This is a genomic window from Actinophytocola sp., assembly GCF_036378875.1.
Taxonomy (GTDB): Bacteria; Actinomycetota; Actinomycetes; order Mycobacteriales; family Pseudonocardiaceae; genus Actinophytocola.
In genome coordinates, this window is the sequence record NZ_DASUVO010000101.1 from 308,142 (window position 1) to 326,487 (window position 18,346).

Sequence of the window (18,346 nt, forward strand, 5' to 3'; positions counted from 1 at the left end):
TCGCGATCCCCCGAACCACGCTCATATCAGCCCTTCAGCAGTCCGGCGGTCTGCAGTGCCTCGGCGGCGGCAGCCACCGCGGCGAACGGCAACCGCGCCCGGTCAGCGATGGCGAGCAGGTCGTGCTCGCCGTCTGACAGGTTCAACACCCACAACATCGCCAGTTGGGCGTCTTTCGCGTCACTGCGACCGCCGAGCGACTCGTACAGGCCGCGCTTGCCCAGCTGCGGCTCGCCGTACGGACTGAGGTTGACGTAGGTCCGGTTCCGGTCGAGGATCGCGACCGTTTCCAGGCATGCGCCCAGAGTGTCCACAAGAGACTCCGGCGTGACGAAGTCCGGGTTGTCGCCCGAGGTGTGGTACTCCGGGTAGCCGGCGTACGGGGTGCGGGTCAGCGAGCCGACACCCAGGTCGAAGCCGGGCGAGCAGTACTGGCGCTCGTCGTAGCCGTACGGGGAGAACTCGCGGATCTCGTGTGGACGGTCGCGGAGCACGTGCTCGAGTACCCGGTCGATCTCGGCGTCGCCGCGGCGGCTCTGCTTGTAGGTCAACGAACCCCGGTCACCGGCGCAGGCCAGCACGAGCCCGTGCTTGACGCGGTCGACCCGGTGGCGGTTGCGGGCCAGCCAGGTGATCGCACCGATCGTGCCTGGCGCGAAGATGAACCGGTAGGTGTAGTACGGGTTCTCGAGCGAGCGGGCCAGCTCGACCGCCACCGCGACCCCGGCCATGTTGTCGTTGGCCAGCGACGGGTGGCAGACGTGGCAGGACACGATGACCTCGTCCTCGACCTGTCCGCGCACGACATGCTCGGCGTAGGTCAGGGACCCGTCGGCCAGCGTCGAATCGATACAGACTTCGTAGTCACCGTCCGGCAGAGCGTCCAGAGTGGACTGCGCGAGGCAGAAGCCCCACGTCGGTGCGTAGTACGAGGTCCGGTACGGCACGAGGTCGGGCTGGTTGGGCAGCGTGTGCAGGTGGCTGCGCAGCTCGTGCAGCGGCATGGTCCTGTGCACCGGCACGCTGTAGCCGACCACGTGCAGGTTCAGCTCCTGGAAGTCCACGACCCGCTTGCCGTCGCGGGCGATGTAGGCGTCGCGGATGTTCCACTCTTGCGGCACCGTCCAGTCGAGCACCTGCGCACCGGTCGGCACCTCGTGCACGTCCAGGTCAAGGTGCTCGCCGATGATCTTCAGGGTGTCCCGCACGCCGTCGCCGGTGATGCTCCGGCACAGCGGGTACAACCGCCGTACCAGAGCATGCATCCGCTCGCCCAGCTCAGGCATCACTTGTGCCGCAACGTGTCGTCGACCGTGCCGTCCGCGGACCGGTCCTTCAGCCAGGCGAGCCTGGTGAACCGGCGCTCGAAGGTCTCGCGGGTCAGGCCGTGCTTCTGGTACGCCTCGGCCAGCTCCAGCGCTCCATCCTTGATGGACCACTTGCAGTCGAAGCCGGGGATCGCGGCGCGGAAGCGGGAGAAGTCGACCCGGTACGAGCGTGGGTCGGCGCCGGCCTCGCCGGTGATCCGCAGCGTGGAGCCCGGCACCGCCTCGACGACCTCGTTCGCGATCTCCGCGACCGTCACGTTGTTCCGCTCGGTGCCGATGTTGAACGCCTTGTCGTGCACGGCTTCCCGTGGCGCTGCCAGCGCTGCGGCGAACGCCCGCGCGATGTCCTCGGCGTGCACGAGCGGCCGCCACGGCGTGCCGTCCGAGAGCACCAGCACCTCGCCGGACAGGAAGGCGTGGCCCACCAGGTTGTTCAGCACGATGTCCGCACGCAGGCGCGGCGAGTAGCCGAACGCGGTGGCGTTGCGCAGGTAGACGGGCGTGAAGTGGTCGTCGGCCAACGCGTGCAGATCGTCCTCGACGCGGACCTTCGACTCCGCGTACGGGGTGACCGGGCGCAGCGGCGCGTCCTCGTTGACCAGGCCGTCACCGCCGGACGCGCCGTACACCGAACACGTCGACGCGTAGAGGAACCGGCTGACCCCGGCGTCCCGCGCCAGGCGGGCGAGCCGCGTGGACGCGCGGTGGTTGATGTCGTAGGTCAGGTCCGGGGCCAGCGCGCCGAGCGGGTCGTTCGACAGCGCGGCCAGGTGGATGACCGCGTCGAAACCCTCGACGTGCGACAGGTGGACGTCCCGCAGGTCCACCGTGTGTCCCGGCGGGTCCTGCGGTGCGGGGCCGAGCAGGCAGCGGTCGAACAGACCGGAGTCGAGCCCCACCACCTCGTGCCCCGCCGCTCGCAGCACCGGTGCCATGACCGTGCCCAGGTATCCTTTGTGGCCAGTGAGCAGCACTCGCATGGCGTCAGCCCTCCAAACCGAACGTCATCTTGCCGACGTAGAAGGCCTCCGCGTACTGCGCGTGGCACTCGATACCGCGGATCCGCGCCAAACCGAGGAAGGCCTCCTTGTCGTACCAAGGACGGTGTCGCTGCGAGGCGTAGTGCTGTTGCAGCAGTGAGACCTTTTTCTCGGCATTACCTGCCGTCAACGGCTGGTACGCGTTGGGACGGCCGAGGTCGCCGTCCCACTTGACGATCTCGTAGCCGAGGACGAGGTGGTTCCGGTACGCGGTCGGCACCATCGTCGCGAGGCCGCGGTGGTCCTGGTGCGCGTCGTCCGTGCGTGGCGCCAGGATCAGGTCAGGGTCCGTGCGGGCCCGCAGGTCCTCCAGCGCGGACTTCGCCTCGTCCCAGTGCGCCGGCAGCCGCCCGTCCGGTACCTTGTGGACAGTCACATCGAGGTCGGCGCCGGGGCAGAACGCCCGCAGCGCCGCGTTTTCCTCGTCCTCGCGGTCGGTGCCGCCGCCCGACAGCACGAGCGCGTCGACCCGGATCCCCGGGTTCGCCTCGCACATCGTCAGCAGCGTGCCGCCCGCGCCGATGGCGATATCGTCGCAGTGCGCGCCGAGTACCACCACCGACCGAACCTGCGCACCCAGTGCGATCACGCGGGCACCTTTTCCCACAGCGCCCACGGCCGTACGCCACGCGTGTAGCCGTCGTCGAGCATGGTGCGTTCCTTGACCGTGTCGGTCGGCTGCCAGAACCCGCGGTACGGGTAAGCGAGCAGCCTGCCGCGCTTGGCCAGCTCCGTGCAGCCGTCCGCGACCAGGTCACCACCCTCGGGGATGTGGTCGAAGACCTCCTGGCGCAGCACGAAGTACCCGCCGTTCTCCCACATCGGCATCTCGCTGACCGCGGTGATCGCGCCGACCCGGCCGTCCTCGCCCATCTCCACGCAGTGGAACGACGACTGCGGCGGCACGACCATCATCGACGCGCCGGCGTCCGACGCGGTGAACCGCTCGATCATGGCCGGCAGCGGGGCGTCGGTCAGCACGTCCGCGTAGTTGGCGAGGAACATCTCGTCGCCGTCCAGGTAGGGGCGTACCCGGCGCAGGCGCTCGCCGATGGCCGCCTCGATGCCGGTCTGCACGAACGTGATCTTCCAGTCGGCGAGGTCCGTGGACAGCAGTCGTGCCTCGCCGTTCTCCAGGATGAAGTCGTTGGAGGTGGTCTCCTCGTACTCGAGGAAGAACCGCTTGATGTGGTGGGCGCCGTAGCCGAGGCACAGGATGAACTCGGTGTGTCCGAAGTGGGCGTAGTACCGCATCACGTGCCAGATGAGCGGGCGTGGCCCGACCATGGCCATCGGCTTGGGCACGTCGTCGGCGGCGCCGTTGCGCATCCGCATGCCGTAGCCGCCGCAGAACAGCACAACCTTCATGAGGGATTCACCTCGACGATCTCCAGGTGCGGGATGGGGAAGACGAGCCGGCCGCCCCACTCACCGATGTACGACAGCTGCGCGGTCAGCTCCTGGCGCAGGTTCCACGGCAGGACCAGCACGTAGTCCGGCTTGTCCACGGCGATCTGCTCGGGGGGCAGGATCGGGATCCGCGTGCCGGGTGTGAAGCGGCCGTGTTTGTACGGGTTGCGGTCGACCGTGTAAGCCAGCAGGTCCGGCCGGATGCCGCAGTGGTTGAGCAGGGTGTTGCCCTTGCCGGGGGCGCCGTAGCCGACGACGGTCTTGCCGCCGTTCGCGGCGTCCACGAGGAACCCGAGCAGGTCGCGGCGGACGCCGGCGACACGGCGGGCGAACTCGGTGTAGCCGGCCAGCTCGTGCAGGCCGGCGGCCTTCTCGCGGGCCAGCACGTCCAGCACCCGCTGCGTCGGCTCAGGCGCGGTCTCGGCCGGCTGGGCGAGCAGGCGGATCGAGCCGCCGTGGGTCGGGACCAGCTCGACGTCCACAAGCGACAGACCGCCGCTGGCCAACGCCTTCTGTGCGGAGGCGACCGTGTAGTACTGGAAGTGCTCGTGGTAGATCGTGTCGTACTGGTTGAGCTCGATCAGCGTGAGCAGGTGCTGCACCTCGATCGACACCCAGCCGTCGTCGGCGACCAGCGCACGCAGGCCCTTCGTGAACCCCACGACGTCGGGGATGTGGGCGTAGACGTTGTTGGCCACCACGAGGTCGGCCGGCCCGTGCTCGGCGAGCACCGCCTCGCCCATCTCGGGCGTCAGGAACGCGGTGAGCGTTGGCACGCCCTTCTCGCGGGCGGCGGCGCCCACGTTGACCGACGGCTCGATGCCAAGGCACGGAATCCCGCGCTCGACGACGTGTTGCAGCAGGTAGCCGTCGTTGGACGCGACCTCGACCACGAACTTGGGGTCGATCCGCGCGATCTGTTCGTCGACGAACTTCCTGGCGTGCTCGACCCAGCTCGTCGAGTACGACGAGAAGTACGCGTACTCGGTGAACGTCTCCTCGGGGGTGATCAACGGCGGTAGCTGCGCCAGGAGGCAGTCCGTGCACAGACGAAGGTGCAACGGGTAGGTCATCTCCGGCTCGTCGACCTGGTCGGGCGACAGGAACAGCTCACACGGTGGGGTGGCGCCGAGATCGACAACGCTGGCGAGGTTCGTCGAGCCACACAGACGGCAGTTCATGGTTAGTAGGCCCCCTGACCGCCGAGCACCGCTCGGAAGGTCTTCCACAGGATCATCGCGTCCATCGCGAGCGACCAGTCCTCCACATATCGCAGGTCCAAGCGGACCGCCTCCTCCCATGACAGGTCGCTACGACCGCTGACCTGCCACAATCCGGTCAAACCTGGTTTCACGAGCAGCCGGCGCCGCACGTCCGGCTCGTAGCGGGCGCTCTCCTCCGGCAGCGGCGGCCGAGGCCCGACGAGGGACATCGAGCCGGAGAGCACGTTGAACAGCTGCGGCAGCTCGTCGATCGAGTAGCGCCGCAGCAGGGAGCCGACCCGGGTCACCCTCGGGTCCTTACGCATCTTGAACAACACGCCGGCGCCCTCGTTGACGTCCGCGAGGCGCTTCTTGATCCGGTCGGCGTCCCGCACCATCGTGCGGAACTTGACGATCGTGAACTCCTTGCCGTCCTTGCCGACCCGCTTCTGCGTGTAGAACACCGGGCCGCGGCTGTCGACCATGATCGCCAGCGCGGCGGTGATCATCAACGGCAGGCCGAGCATGATCAGCACGAACGAGCCGACCTTGTCCATGACGCCCTTGACCACGCGGCGCATGCCGGTGAACGCCGGAGCGCTGACCCGCAGCATCGGCATGCCGAGCACGCCGCTCACGTGCAGGCGGGGACCGGCGACCTCCATGAGCGTGGGTGCCACGACCATCTCGGCGCCGCTGCCCTCCAGTTGCCACGCGAGCCGCTGCAGGCGGCGCGGCGTCCAGTAGGAGTCGGACGTCACCGCGACGATCCGATACCCGCCGCGCCGGACATGATCGGCGAGCTGGTCGATGGTGCCGATGACGGAGACGCCGTCGATCTCCATGCCGCCGACCCCTTCGCCGTCGACGGTGCACACGGCGTCCACACGCCATCCCACGTGTGGTGCGTCCTTGGTGCGTTTGATCAGGTCCCGCACTGTCTCGACACTCCCGGCGGCCATCACCGGAAGCAGGCACTCGCCCTCGTACCGTGCCCGGTGCAGGACCTGGCGTAACAGGTAGCGGAAGCCGAGTCCGACGACCGCGGTCGCCGGGATGACGACGAAGACCCACGGCCGGGTCGAGACGACCCCGGTGGCGAGCCCGGCGAGCCCGAGCGCGACGGCGGCGGCGAACATGCCGCGGCCCAGGCGGACGTACTCCTCGGCACCCTGTCCGAGCACTGTGGGGTGCCACGCCCGGTTCATGGCGAGAGAGCAGAGAACGGTGATCACCGTCAGGAAGCCAAGGGTCAGATCTTTGAACAGAGCCGCCCCGCCGGTACTGACGAGCCCGCCGACACAGAGGCTCGTCAGCAGCGTGACCAGCACGTCGCTGGTGATCACGTAGCGGCGGTAACGCGGTTCCCAGCTGTTGACGGGTGGTTGGGTCGAACGGTTGAGGCCCCGCAGTATGACCGATCTTCGCCGCGAGGTGCGTAGCTGTTGGTCACGCATCGTGGTCCCCCCACGCCATGCGCGCACGCGCGCACAGCGGGTTGTTGGGCGTCCCCGTAAGCCCAGAAATGGACGAATTTCGTTGCGACCCAACGAATCGGATTGCCCCTACCGGTCCATGGCCGCGTCCTCTGATTCGCTGGTAGGCGGGCAGCCGTTACACGGACAGTGAGACATCTCTGTGCGCGAGATTGGAGATCACATCTGGTCACCGAGCACGGTAACCAGCGTTACCAGGACAGTTTCATAATTGGTCTGTGATCAGGTAGTAACCGAGTGCTCCGTTTGCGTTACCAAGACCATTCTTCTGCCGTAGCTGGACGCTCCGCTCACCGACCGAACTGGCGCGGTGACCGCGCGTCGACGGGCGCCCGGCGCGGCCGTGCCGCGGCAGCCATCCGACGAGTCTGGGCGGCGGCCAGAAAACCACCGGCAACGACGGCCACCCCGCCAACGGCACACACGATCCAGGCGATGATCATGACCTCGTTGGTGAGCGCGTCGTAGAAGGCGCCGGCGAGCTCCGGCTGCGAGCTCTGCGCGGCGACCTGGCTGCGGGCGATGAACACGAACAGCACGAGCAGCAGCATCATCACCACGAGCCCGATGCCACCGACGACCATGGTCCGCCCGCGCCGGGCCGACAGGAGCACACCGCCGAGCAGGAAGATCACGGCGAGGACCGGCAACAGCACGCTGAGCGTCTCGAGCAGGTCGAACGCGGGCACCAACTGGCGGACGGCGGGCCGAGAGATCAACTGGACGGACGCGTCGATGGCGGGGATCTGGTCGGCGAGCGGCACACCCTCGGCGATCATCCGCTGCTTGAGCTGTGCTGCCACGTCCCCGAGGTTGAGCACGATGGCGTCGTCCTGGACGCTGAGGCTGCCAGTCTGCTCGCCGCGCAGCATGGCGAGTACCTCCGGGTGGGCCTCCTTGTTGACGTTGAGCCAGAGCTGCTTGAAGTCGTCGCTGGCCACGAAGCCGTCGACACTCTGCCTGACCAAGTCCTGCGCGGCCTCCGGCACCTTGGGCGTGAGCGCGTCGTTGATCTGCGTGGCCACGGCCTGCTGGATGTCCGGGTCGTCGGCGAGCGGGGTGACCGCGGCGAGGTAGCTCTGCTCGTCGGTCACCTCCCCGACGAGCGCGTAGGCCGCCACCGCGGGAGCGGCGAGCAGAAACCCCAGAACGACGAGGATGGTCCCGAAAGAGGTACGCACCCGCGCGACCCTAGCGGTCGCGGCTCACCCTGTGCGGAAGTCGTCCCCAACAAGCAGAAAGCCCCGACCGAACCGGACGGGGCTGAACCTTGTGGCCAGGGGCGGGATCGAACCGCCGACCTACCGCTTTTCAGGCGGTCGCTCATACCAACTGAGCTACCTGGCCAAACCAAGCAGGATCCGAAGGATCTCACATCCCAACGCAACCACGCTGGGTCGAGAGCTACCGTCACCCGGGGGGTTTGGGGGGGTGGCCCCCCAATATTATGACGAGAGCGATCTGGCCTGCGCTTTCGGCAGGCACAGATCACCTGGAGCTCTCGCGACCCTGACGGGACTCGAACCCGCGACCTTCGCCGTGACAGGGCGACGCGCTAACCAACTGCGCCACAGGGCCATGCTGTTGTCCGTGCTGGACCAACGGTAGGAACCTTAGCAGACGGGGACTTCATGATTTTTGGGGGGATGCATCCCGACGTGAAGCCAGCTGGCGGGCGCCTGCTCTGCGCTGTTCAGCCGAATCTGCCCTGAATCATGAACGTCACGTTCGGTGGTTGCGTCATCGTTGTGGGTGACGGTCCTTCCGGAGGTGCTCATGCGGGAGAGCTACACGACGTCGGCTTCAGCACTGGCCGAGCAGGCACGCAAGGTCGGCGACGTGTTGGCCGAGCTGCGGACGGCCGCCGACACGGCCGGTTCGGTGGCGTTGACCTCCAACGCCTTCGGGGAGCCGGCGGCCGAGGCGGTCACCGTGCTCGACCGGCTCGGCACGGCCGGCCTGGACACCGTGGTCGCCGCCATGAACTCCCTCACGGAAGCCGGTTCCCGGCTGCGTGACACGGCGACCGAGTACGAGCAGCAGGAAGCCGCTGGCCGCTCGGCGTACAACGAGCTGGCCGAGCCCGGCTCGCCGGGGCTGGTCGTATGAGCGCCCCACAGCTCGAGGCCGCCGACCGGTTGGCGGCCGGTGTCTCCGGGGGCTCGTGGATCGCGCCCGGACTGCGGACCGGGGTGTCCGGTGCGGTCGACGGCAAGCCGGTGCAGCGGTTGGCGGCCGCCGGTCTCGGTGACCTCGTGCCGTTGGTGCAGCCGCTGCAGCAGGCGGTCGACCGGATGGTGGTGGACGGCTCGGTCGCGGCGTTCGCGGACGCCTGGCAGCGGGCGGCCGACACGGTCGAGCAGGCCGGTCAGCAGCTCGTCCGCTCGGCGCGGGCGGACGAGGCCGACTGGAACGGCGCCGCCGCCGACCAGTACCGCGAACGTGCGCGGACGACCGCCGCCGCGCTGGCCGGCGCCGCGCGGGTGTTCGCGGCGAAAAGCGCGGCGACACGGATGATGGGCGAGGCGGTCGGTTCGGCCAGGACGCAGGCGAACGACCTGCTGGACCGGCTGGTCGACGACCTGATCTCCTACGTCCAGCTGGCGAGTTCGGCGGCGGGCGGGATGACCGCCGAGGTGCTCGGCGAGGCCACCCGGCTCGTCGAGTCGTACGCCCAGCCGGTGGCCGGCATCGAGGAACAGCTGCGGCAGACCGCGAAGCAGCTCGCCGGCGCTCCCGGACTGGGACCGGCGGCCGGGATCCTCGCCGCCGTCCGCGAAACCCTCGCGTTCGCACCGGCCCCGGGACTGGCGGCCCTGCCCCGACCCGATGTGGCGGGCGGCGATCCGAACCTGATCCTGGCCGGTTTCGACGGGTCGACGTCGGCCGCGGCGGCCGGCTTCGAGACGGTCGCCGACCGGACGCCGGAAGGCGGCCACACGCGTGGACTCGCCACCGCCGACGCGGGCGGCGGGTTCGTGCTGGCCCAGAACGGGCGGGCGGGCACCGGCGGCCGCGCGGACCGGGCGCGTGAGCTGGCCGAGAAGAAGCTCGGCATCCGGCTCGAGGACTGGGATCCCAAGAAGGGGTTCGAGCACAACAAGGAGATCGTCAAGAAGGTCTACGAGTACTACGCGGGCCTGTACGCCGACAAGCCGCAGCTGCAGTGGGCGGGGATGGCGAAGCTGGCCGGGGTGGTCGTCTACGCCGGGTTCCAGGACATGCAGAGCACCGCCGCCGGTACGTACCTGTGGTTGCGGGGTATCGACGGAACGGAGCGCGCGCAGTTCGAGACGAAGTTCCTGGAGATGCACCAGGCGGTGTTCATGGACCTGGCCTACCCGCACGAGGTATACCGGCAGGAGGGCCTCGCCGGGATCGAACGGCTCAACCGCGGCGGTGAGCTGCCGCCGGGAATGATCGACAGCTGGCGGAAGATCGACTCGGGCGACGCGGCCCAGATCGCCGCTGGCAACAAGGAGCTGCTGCTCCGCGAGCAGAGTCGCGTGCTGCAGCCGTACTACGACACGATCTCCAAGATGTCCGACGGTGCCACGTTCACCAGCGAGACCTCCAAGAACACGACGTCGCCGATACCGGGCGGCCAGCCGTTCTCCGAGCACGGCGGCAACGTCGCCAACCTCAAGGACCGGTGGGACTGGATCGAGAAGGACATGTTGCCCAAGTACCAGGAGTTGTTGAAGAACCCGCAGGAGGCGAACCGGCTCATCGGCGAGCCGTTGGAGCAGGCCGCGAAGCGGTTCCAACTGCCCTGGTTCGTGCCGTGACCGCCCCGCTGACGCTGGTCTGGGACCTCAGCCGCGATCACACGATCGCGCGGGTCGACTGGCCGGACGACCTCACCGCCCACTCCGTCGACGGCCCGGTCCGCGCGGTGATCACCCTGCCGGGCGGCCGAACCTTCGACGACCAGGTCGCAAGGGTCCTGTGCCGCCGCGACGCCGACACCCTGACCGGTCTCGACCTGTTCTTCCCACCCGAGTCCGCGGCGGACGCCCGGCAACGGGTGACGCGGCTGGCCAGGCAGTGGGACATCCAGACGGGCCGGCTCGACACCTGGCTGACCAACCAGCCGAACATAAAGGCACCCGCCACCACCACCGCACTCGACGCCACCCCGATCGGCGGCGCCCTACCGTCCATCGAGCTGGTCAGCTCCTTCGACGAGGCCCTTCCCGCCATCGTGACCCTCACCTTCACCTGGCCGCACTAGCTTTGGAGGACGGATGTCCGACTGGCAGTCGAAGGTCGCCGAGAACGCCCAGCGGTACCGGAACCTGGGCGAGCGGCTGGCGCAACTGTCGATCACCGAGACGTCCCGCGACGGCGCGGTCCGGGTGACGGTGTCGTCCAACGGTCTGCTGACCGGGCTGGAGCTGACGGAGTCAGGCCAACCGAAGCCGCTACCCGAACTGGCGGCCCAGGTGATGGACTGCGTGCGCCGCGCCCAGGCCCGCATCCCGAACCTGTTGAAACAGGCCATGACCGAGTCGGTGGGCGACACCGACCCGAACACACACCTCCTGGTCGCCGACGCCCGCCGACGCTTTCCGGAGCCGCCTCCCGTGCCAGAACAACCGGGCTGGCAACCGGACGAGGTCCGGTTCAACGCCGCGGAAACCCCCGCCATCCCGGCGATCCGCACCCCACCTCGTCCAACACGCCCACACCGCACGAGAAACCGCGGAGAAGAGCAGTGGGACGAGGAGGTAGCGATCCTGAAAGACGTGTAGGCCCGCGCGCACCCCTGGTCTTGACTACCTCTCGAGTGCTCTAAGTTCTGAGGCGCTACGTTCCGTCACCGAGAGGTCGACAGGAGGAGTCCTGACCAAGGACCGCAAACCGCTACGCCGCACGGCCTGGAGCATGCGGATCGGTGGCCTGGCGGGCACCGTACTGATGCTCGGCGTGGGCGCGATCATGGTGTCGAACGCTCCGCCCGCGGGGCCGGGCCAGGAGGCGATCTGGCCAGCCGGCGAAACCATGATGCTCGACCGGATCCCCAACAAGCCCAACACGGGTGATCCCACGGCGACCTGCACGCTGACACCCGAAGGCCGGCCGACCCGACGCAACCAGTTCCTAACGATCGGCGACCCGAGGTCTCCCGACTTCACCAGCACCGCCACCATCACGTGTGATCAGCCGGTAGCGCTCATGACCGGCACACCACGGGTCGTCGCCAGCTACACGCGGGGACCGCTGATTGTCGTGCCGTTGTTCATCGCTGTGCTCGGGGTCCTGTTCTTCTTCCCCCGCTTCGCACATTCCTGGGCCAGGCTCTCCACGAGTGGTTGGCTCCGAAAAATGTTGCGGCTCCCACCAACACACTGAACTCCCGGGAACAAGACACCGGAGACGTGTTTCCTGACGGGGATGGTGCTCCCAACGGGATTCGAACCCGCGCTGCCGCCTTGAAAGGGCGGAGTCCTAGGCCGCTAGACGATGGGAGCCCGGGTTGCCCGCTTTGGAGCACCGAAAGCATATGACACCCGTCCCCGGCCCCACAAAGTGGGTCTGGGGAAGTGCCCCTACCTCGACAAACCCGGGTTACCACCACTGCCGACGGGCCGTCCTAGCGGCGGACCGGCGGTTCACCGTCCTCTCCGGGCACGAGGCCCAGCATGTCCAGCAGCTCTCGGCAGTCCTCGACGCTCTGGGCGCTGCGGGCCACGGCGAGCTGGGCCCGCCGCACCTGCTCCTCGGACACGCGTGAGGTTTCGCCGGTTCGCTGGGCCGGCACCCCACCTGTTCCGAAGTTGAGGGCAGTGTCCCGGTTGTCGTGCTGCAAGAGGAAGTCACGAACTTCGACTGGGCCGCTCATGTCGCCTCCCCGACCATCAGGTTTCGGGGAAGGCTATGAGACGGAGGGCACCCACCACAGCCCCCCGAGGAGTGAATCCCGCCCCCCACGGATAGTAGTCAGAGTTGGGGGTGTACCCGGTCGCGCGCGTTCCGGGGTTCTTGGCGCCTGGCAGCTGATCACCCGAATGGCCGCAGGCGGTCACAGTGGAGGGACGGCGTGCATCTCTGAGTGGGCGCCCCCGGTCGGGCTACACCCGTTCGAATGGCCCGTGACCTGCGGTAATGACCACTCCGGCAAACCGACCCCTGTGGGGGACGCCTCGGCCCTCAAGGGCCCGACCCAGGACGACGAAGGCATAGGGCGAAGGCTCAGCGGGGAGAAAGGAACCCACAGCAGTGCCCATGCACACGATCTACAACGTCTACCGGGTCGCTGGTATGACCTGCGATCACTGCGCCGCGTCGGTCACGGAGGAGCTGTCCGGGCTCGACTACGTCACGGATGTGGCGGTGAACCTGACGACCGGCTCGGTGACGGTCGCGAGCGCCGACGAGCTGAGCCTGCCGAGGGTGGCGGCCGCCCTGGCGGTGGCCGGCCACCGCCTCGCGCAGTGACTTGCCCTGAAAGAGTGGCAGTTGTCCACAAAGGCGCCCCGTGAGCGCGCAACGTCAGGAACCAACGGCCGCCTCTTCGAACATCTGACCTGGTCGGGCTACCCCAGAGTGAGGAGTTCAGCTCGACCGCGGGCACTCGGTGAATAGTTCTCTAGAGATTTTCACCTTCGCCCCCTCGCACGAGCCGCTCACGCGTGCAACAATCAACTCGCTGACACACCCCCGGTCAGCGCCTGTGGAGATCCCCTCCGGCCCCCGCGTTCCTCCCCCTGGCGCGGGGGCCTCTCCATGTCTGCAGGGCAGTTCGCCCAGCTCCTACACGACGCCAACCTGTGAGTTGGGTTGCCTTGCTGGTAACACCGCAACCTTTTCGTTATCCTCGCCAGGTGCTTTTCACCGGACGTAGTCGATCCAGCGACAAACAGTCGGCCGATGCCGACGTGACCGCTGAAATCCAGCGCACCGAGGGCGAACTGGAAGAGCAGCACCTTCCAGACCACGAGCTCGAGTCGTACCTGGCCGCCCTCTCCCCCGAGGGCGACGCGGAGACGACCGGCACCGGCCGCCGCTTCGGTGGGTCGCAGGTCTACCAGCTGCGGCTGTCGCTGATGGCGAACGAGCAGCTCCGTGAGATCGCGGCACACAACCAGACCTCGCCACTCGCGCTGGCGCAGGAATGGATCATGCAACGCCTGGAGTGGGAGTCCCAGCAGCTGCGTCGCCGCTGACCAACCCCGCCCCGGACAACCCAGTCACCGCAACGAGAAGGGCCCCGGTCGCACCCGACCGGGGCCCTTCTGCGGTGAGCTACCTACAGTGCGCGCACGTTCGTCGCCTGGGGGCCCTTTGTGCCCTGCCCGACCTCGAACTCGACACGCTGGTTCTCTTCCAGGGTGCGGAAACCCTTGCCCTGGATCTCTGAGTAGTGCACGAAGACGTCGTCGCCGCCTTCGTCGACGGCAATGAAGCCGAAGCCCTTCTCAGAGTTGAACCACTTCACAGTGCCCTGTGCCATCCGCCTGCCTCCATCGCAGGATCAGCATGGGGTTACACCGTGCAACCCCGGCAGCCCCTCGGGCGCTGCCTCCACCAACCTCGGCGGGAGAGCGGCACACGCCCGCGTTTTCGTTCCGCGAGCGTGAAAGCACGAACACAGAAACCACGGCCTGCGCGGCAGAGCGTAGCGCGACAACCACTGTCAGCACTACTACTTGCACACGGTTGATTACACCTACGGTTCGATCTCCGCAGGCTGTAGCCGGGCGAACACTTGTGATCTGCCTCACACGCTATCGAGCCAACGAATCTTGACCAAGAGGCGTCGATACGCATGTGAGAACGGCGCGGTGGTTCGACAGGGGGACAAACGTGGGTGAACGCAAGGCAAGACGGCTGCCGAAGGCACTGCTGGCGGCCGGGATCGTGGCGATCCTTGGCCTGACCGCGTGCACTTCCGGCGGCGACGAGGGAGCCGACAAAAGTGCGGGATCGGTGGACAGCCCGTCCGGCCAGGCCGCGCCCAAGCCGCCGGCGAAGATCACACTTAACCCGGCTTCAGGCACAGCCGACGTCTCGCCGACGGCGCCGATCAACGTCGCGGTCCAGGACGGCACGATCGAGTCGCTGACGCTGACCAACCCGGAGAACAAGCAGGTGGTCGGCCAGCTGTCGCCGGACAAGACGACCTGGACGGTCGGCGAGCCCCTCGGCTACAGCAAGACGTACACGTGGACGGGCACGGCGAAGGGCGTCGACGGCAAGTCCGCCCCGATCTCGGGTTCCTTCACCACGGTGACACCCGCGCGGACGGTCGACGCGTCGCTGAACGTCGGTGACGGCAAGACCTACGGCGTCGGGATGCCCATCGCGGTCACGTTCGACCGCGACGTCACCGACAAGGCCGGCGTGCAGAAGGCGATGACCGTGACCACCTCCGTGCCGGTCGAGGGCGCGTGGGCGTGGCTGGACGACCGCACGGCGCACTGGCGGCCGAAGGAGTACTGGCCGCCGAACACGCAGGTGAGCCTGACCGCGAAGCTGTACGGCACGGCGCTGGGCGACGGCAAGTACGGCGCGGAGGACCGGACGGCCAACTTCACGATCGGCCGCTCCCAGATCGTGCAGGCGAACACGCAGACGCACCGCATCCAGGTGCTGCAGGACGGCAACCAGATCGCGGACTACCCGGCGAGCTTCGGCCTCGAGTCCGACCCCGGCCGGGTCACCAACAGCGGCACGCACCTCGTGATGTCCAAGCACCGGACCTACAAGATGACCAACCCGAAGTACGACTACTTCGACGTCGAGGTGCCGTACGCGGTGCGGATCTCGAACAACGGCGAGTTCATCCACGGGTACGCGGACTCGATGTGGGCGCAGGGCAAGCAGAACGTGTCACACGGCTGCGTCAACCTGTCCCCGAAGAACGCCGGGATCTACTTCGACATCGCGCAGGTCGGCGACCCGGTGGAGATCACCGGCAGCACCCAGAAGCTCGGTCCCGAGGACGGGGACTACTACGACTGGGCGCTGTCCTGGGACGAGTGGCTGGCCAAGACCGCAGCCTGACATCCAGAAGTCCTGAGGTTTGTGGCCCTGTTGCTCAGCCGAGCGACAGGGCCACACCTCTGCCGATCTAGGCTTGGGGGGTGAGCCGTGTACCCCCGAAATGGCCGCCGGTCGAGGTCGAGCAGCCGGCGCCGCACCCCGACACGCCCGCGGCGGGCAGCAAGCTCGGACCGCACTACCACCAGTGCTTCGGTTGCGGTGACGAGGTCGAAAGCGGCCTGCGCCTGCAGACCGAGATGGGGCAGGACGCGACGATCGTCGCCCAGTTCCAGGTCACCGAGTCGCACCAGGGCGCGCCGGGACTCGCGCACGGCGGGCTGCTGGCCTGCGCGTTCGACGAGGCGCTCGGCAACACGGTCGGGCAGTTGCTGCGCCGGCCGGCGGTGACGGGACGGCTGGAGACCGACTTCCTGCGTCCCGTGCCGGTCGGTTCGACCCTGCACATCGTGGGCCGGATGGACGGGATCGCCGGGCGGAAGGTGTACGCGCACGCGGACGGCCGGTTGAACGCGCCGGACGGCCCCCTGGCGCTGCGGGCGCGGGCGCTGTTCGTGATCGTGGACTTCAGCCACTTCACCACGCACGGCACCGCGGACCCGCGGGACGTGCACCCCGACATCAACCCTTAAGGACGCGCATGTTCGCCGTGGTACTCAGCGCGCTCGTCGGGCTGATGCATTTCTACCTCTGGAAGCGGCTCGTCAAGGACACGACGAGACCCGGCCGAACGCGGCGGGTGCTCACGGCCGCGTTCGTCGTGCTGACGGTGCTCGTGGTCGCGACGCTGGTGCTGCCGCGCGTGATCGGGCCCGTGTCGGCGGCGTGGTTCGCGTGGCCCGGCTACATCTGGTTCGGGCTGGTCATCTACCTGTTCCTGACGCTGGTGGTACTGGAGCTGCCGCGGCTCGCGCTGCGTGGCTGGGTGAAGCGGAAGCCGCTGGAGGCGACCGCGGCCACCGACACCGCGCCCACCGTGACCGAGCCGGAACCCCCCGCTCCCACCGTCAACCGGCGCCTCTTCCTGGCGCGAAGTGCCGCCGTGACAGCGGGTGTGGCATCGGCAAGCCTCGTCGGGGTCGGCATGGCGAACGCGCTCGGCCCGCCGGACCTGCTGCGGGTGCCGGTGCGGTTGCGCAAGCTCGACCCCGCGTTCAACGGGTTCCGCGTCGCGGTCGTGTCGGACATCCACCTCGGCCCGCTGAGCGGCCGCGCACACACCGAGCGGATCGTCCGGATGATCAACGAGACGTCACCGGACCTCGTCGCGATCGTCGGCGACCTGGTGGACGGCACGGTCGAGGAGCTGGGTGCGGCCGCGGAACCGTTGCGGGACCTGGTCTCTCGGGAAGGCACTTTCTTCGTGACCGGGAACCACGAGTACTTCGTCGAGGACACGACCGCGTGGCTGCGGGAGCTGGAACGGCTCGGCGTGCAGCCACTACGCAACGAGAACACCGCGATCCGGCTCGGCGGCGCGACGTTCAACCTGGCCGGGGTCAACGACATCTCCGGCGAGACCCGTGACGACGGCCCGAACTTCGACCGCGCGCTGTCCGGCCGCGACCCGGCCCAGGCAACGGTTCTGCTTGCCCACCAACCGATTCAGGTCGAAGAGGCGGCCAAGAACGGGGTGGACCTGCAGCTGTCGGGGCACACACACGGCGGGCAGCTGTGGCCGTTCCACTACGTCGTGGAGCTGGCTCAGCCCTCTCTCGCTGGTCTGTCCACTGTGGATGGCACGCAGCTGTATGTGACGCGGGGCGCGGGTTTCTGGGGCCCGCCGGTGCGAGTGGGCGCGCCGCCGGACATCACCGTGCTCTCACTCCAGAGTGAGGACTAACTTGCCCCGACCGTGCCCGGTCTCGATCTCGCGGTGCGCCTCGGCGGCCTGTGCCAGGGGGAACGTCCTGCGCACGTGGAAGCTGAGCTTGCCATCGGCGTAGAGCCCGGCGAGCTCGGCGAGGCGCTTGTTGGACCGGCCGAACGGCACGAGCCGAACGCCTTCCTTCTCCGCGCGATCGTGCTCGACGAGGGTGAGAATCCGGCTCCGGTCCTCGACCAGTTCGAGGGACAGGTCGAAGGCCACGCCACCGGCACCGTCGAGCACGGCGGTCGGCTTGTGGTCGCGGACCCGGTCGGCGAGTCCGTCGCCGTAGACGACGGGGATGGCGCCGAGCGAACGAACGTAGTCCTGGTTGGCTTCGCTGGCGGTGCCGATGACGGTGGCGCCGGCGAGCCCGGCGAGCTGGACCGCCATCGTGCCGACCGACCCGGCGGCACCGTGGATGAGAAGGGTGTCCCCTGCCCCGATCCGCAGCTCCTCGAGCGCGATGTGGGCGGTCTGGGCGCCGGCCGAGAACCCACCCGCGACCTCCCACGGCATGGCGGCGGGCTTGGCCGTGACCTGATCTTCCGGAACGACGACGTACTCGGCGTAGGACCTGAGCGTCGAGTAGCCAAGGACCTCCTCGCCATCGTCCGTGACGCCGGCGAACTCGTTGCCCGGGATGCGCGGCCAGTCGTCGTCCGACAGGTACGCGGGCGTCCACCCGGCCCGCACGGCCGCGTCGTAGGGCTGGACACCGGCGGCCTTGACCCGAACCCGAACCTCACCACGCCCAGGCTCGGGGGCGGGAACGTCGAGAATCCGCAGTACGTCGGGTGGTCCGGGTTCGGTGAATGCCGCTGCTCTCATGGCCTCGATCGTCCGACCTCAACCAAGGTGGAGGTCAAGAGGGCGGCCGCCGGCCCCCGGTTTCCAGCGTAGCCGCGGGCACCGACAAGGGCGGTCCGCGCGCGCGTCGCCGGAGGCCGGTTGTCCACAGGCGGCCCAGTTGTCCACAGCCACTCGTTCGCGTGGC

At 68.3% G+C, this 18,346-nt stretch carries 20 protein-coding genes and 3 tRNA genes; 10 read left to right on the plus strand and 13 right to left on the minus strand.

The genetic code is table 11. The features are described 5' to 3' along the window. Positions 1-26 precede the first annotated feature (26 nt). The 9 genes from VF106_RS30615 to VF106_RS30655 all read right to left on the minus strand — a co-directional run bounded on the left by VF106_RS30615 (position 27) and on the right by VF106_RS30655 (position 8,054). Positions 27-1,286, minus strand: coding sequence for a DUF4910 domain-containing protein (locus VF106_RS30615; protein ID WP_330843344.1), 1,260 nt, complete (start codon positions 1,284-1,286; stop codon positions 27-29). Next, positions 1,286-2,308 carry an NAD-dependent epimerase/dehydratase family protein gene (locus VF106_RS30620; RefSeq protein ID WP_330843345.1) on the minus strand — a complete coding sequence of 341 codons (1,023 nt, stop codon included), beginning with the start codon at positions 2,306-2,308 and terminating at the stop codon, positions 1,286-1,288. The genes VF106_RS30615 and VF106_RS30620 overlap by 1 nt, the downstream gene beginning before the upstream one ends. Before the next feature lie 4 nt (positions 2,309-2,312). Then, on the minus strand, positions 2,313-2,957 hold the full coding sequence (locus VF106_RS30625; protein WP_330843346.1) for a PIG-L deacetylase family protein: 645 nt from the start codon (positions 2,955-2,957) through the stop codon (positions 2,313-2,315). Continuing rightward, entirely contained in the window at positions 2,954-3,736 is a 783-nt protein-coding gene (locus VF106_RS30630) for a sugar phosphate nucleotidyltransferase (protein ID WP_330843347.1), read from the minus strand. Before VF106_RS30630 ends, VF106_RS30625 begins: the two co-directional genes overlap by 4 nt. Further along, a complete protein-coding gene (locus VF106_RS30635) occupies positions 3,733-4,959 on the minus strand; it encodes a class I SAM-dependent methyltransferase (RefSeq protein WP_330843348.1) in 1,227 nt (408 codons plus the stop codon). Before VF106_RS30635 ends, VF106_RS30630 begins: the two co-directional genes overlap by 4 nt. A gap of 2 nt (positions 4,960-4,961) precedes the next feature. Beyond that, the gene (locus tag VF106_RS30640; RefSeq protein ID WP_330843349.1) at positions 4,962-6,437 is read right to left on the minus strand and encodes a sugar transferase; all 1,476 of its coding nucleotides are present in this window, start codon (positions 6,435-6,437) and stop codon (positions 4,962-4,964) included. A 329-nt stretch (positions 6,438-6,766) separates the two neighbouring features. Then, positions 6,767-7,657 carry a hypothetical protein gene (locus VF106_RS30645; protein WP_330843350.1) on the minus strand — a complete coding sequence of 297 codons (891 nt, stop codon included), beginning with the start codon at positions 7,655-7,657 and terminating at the stop codon, positions 6,767-6,769. Positions 7,658-7,749: 92 nt separating this feature from the next. Beyond that, a tRNA-Phe gene (locus tag VF106_RS30650) sits at positions 7,750-7,823 on the minus strand. Between the two features lie 157 nt (positions 7,824-7,980). Next, positions 7,981-8,054: transfer RNA gene (locus VF106_RS30655), tRNA-Asp, on the minus strand. A 174-nt stretch (positions 8,055-8,228) separates the two neighbouring features. Here VF106_RS30655 and VF106_RS30660 point away from each other — a divergent pair. The 5 genes from VF106_RS30660 (at position 8,229) to VF106_RS30680 (ending at position 11,831) form a co-directional block, all read left to right on the plus strand. Then, the gene (locus tag VF106_RS30660) at positions 8,229-8,585 is read left to right on the plus strand and encodes a hypothetical protein (protein WP_330843351.1); all 357 of its coding nucleotides are present in this window, start codon (positions 8,229-8,231) and stop codon (positions 8,583-8,585) included. Next, positions 8,582-10,264 (plus strand): WXG100-like domain-containing protein, encoded by a 1,683-nt coding sequence (locus VF106_RS30665; RefSeq protein WP_330843352.1) that lies wholly within the window; start codon positions 8,582-8,584, stop codon positions 10,262-10,264. Before VF106_RS30660 ends, VF106_RS30665 begins: the two co-directional genes overlap by 4 nt. Further along, the gene (locus VF106_RS30670; RefSeq protein ID WP_330843353.1) at positions 10,261-10,710 is read left to right on the plus strand and encodes a hypothetical protein; all 450 of its coding nucleotides are present in this window, start codon (positions 10,261-10,263) and stop codon (positions 10,708-10,710) included. The genes VF106_RS30665 and VF106_RS30670 overlap by 4 nt, the downstream gene beginning before the upstream one ends. 13 nt (positions 10,711-10,723) lie before the next feature. After that, positions 10,724-11,230: a YbaB/EbfC family nucleoid-associated protein gene (locus VF106_RS30675; protein WP_330843354.1), complete on the plus strand. Its 507-nt coding sequence runs from the start codon at positions 10,724-10,726 to the stop codon at positions 11,228-11,230. Positions 11,231-11,363: 133 nt separating this feature from the next. Further along, entirely contained in the window at positions 11,364-11,831 is a 468-nt protein-coding gene (locus VF106_RS30680) for a hypothetical protein (protein ID WP_330843355.1), read from the plus strand. A 43-nt stretch (positions 11,832-11,874) separates the two neighbouring features. Here VF106_RS30680 and VF106_RS30685 read toward each other — a convergent pair. Both VF106_RS30685 and VF106_RS30690 read right to left on the minus strand, forming a co-directional pair. Further along, positions 11,875-11,950 (minus strand) — tRNA-Glu (locus tag VF106_RS30685). A 122-nt stretch (positions 11,951-12,072) separates the two neighbouring features. After that, the gene (locus VF106_RS30690; protein WP_330843356.1) at positions 12,073-12,321 is read right to left on the minus strand and encodes a hypothetical protein; all 249 of its coding nucleotides are present in this window, start codon (positions 12,319-12,321) and stop codon (positions 12,073-12,075) included. Between the two features lie 383 nt (positions 12,322-12,704). Here VF106_RS30690 and VF106_RS30695 point away from each other — a divergent pair, with 383 nt between their 5' ends. Next, positions 12,705-12,917, plus strand: coding sequence for a heavy-metal-associated domain-containing protein (locus VF106_RS30695; RefSeq protein WP_330843357.1), 213 nt, complete (start codon positions 12,705-12,707; stop codon positions 12,915-12,917). Between the two features lie 440 nt (positions 12,918-13,357). After that, positions 13,358-13,645 carry a hypothetical protein gene (locus tag VF106_RS30700; protein ID WP_330843358.1) on the plus strand — a complete coding sequence of 96 codons (288 nt, stop codon included), beginning with the start codon at positions 13,358-13,360 and terminating at the stop codon, positions 13,643-13,645. Between the two features lie 83 nt (positions 13,646-13,728). On the opposite strand, the gene VF106_RS30705 is transcribed toward VF106_RS30700, so the two are convergent. Continuing rightward, on the minus strand, positions 13,729-13,932 hold the full coding sequence (locus VF106_RS30705) for a cold-shock protein (protein WP_133905397.1): 204 nt from the start codon (positions 13,930-13,932) through the stop codon (positions 13,729-13,731). A gap of 353 nt (positions 13,933-14,285) precedes the next feature. On the opposite strand from VF106_RS30705, the gene VF106_RS30710 reads away from it, so the two are divergent. From VF106_RS30710 to VF106_RS30720, 3 genes are all read left to right on the plus strand, one after another. Beyond that, on the plus strand, positions 14,286-15,485 hold the full coding sequence (locus VF106_RS30710) for a L,D-transpeptidase (protein WP_330843359.1): 1,200 nt from the start codon (positions 14,286-14,288) through the stop codon (positions 15,483-15,485). A gap of 80 nt (positions 15,486-15,565) precedes the next feature. Further along, entirely contained in the window at positions 15,566-16,114 is a 549-nt protein-coding gene (locus VF106_RS30715) for a PaaI family thioesterase (RefSeq protein WP_330843360.1), read from the plus strand. 8 nt (positions 16,115-16,122) lie between these two features. Next, positions 16,123-17,325, plus strand: a complete 1,203-nt coding sequence (locus VF106_RS30720) for a metallophosphoesterase (RefSeq protein ID WP_330843361.1) — start codon at positions 16,123-16,125, stop codon at positions 17,323-17,325. Here VF106_RS30720 and VF106_RS30725 read toward each other — a convergent pair. Further along, positions 17,305-18,180, minus strand: a complete 876-nt coding sequence (locus VF106_RS30725) for an NADP-dependent oxidoreductase (RefSeq protein ID WP_330843362.1) — start codon at positions 18,178-18,180, stop codon at positions 17,305-17,307. The two genes, VF106_RS30720 and VF106_RS30725, sit on opposite strands and share 21 nt — an antisense overlap. Between the last annotated feature and the right edge of the window lie 166 nt (positions 18,181-18,346).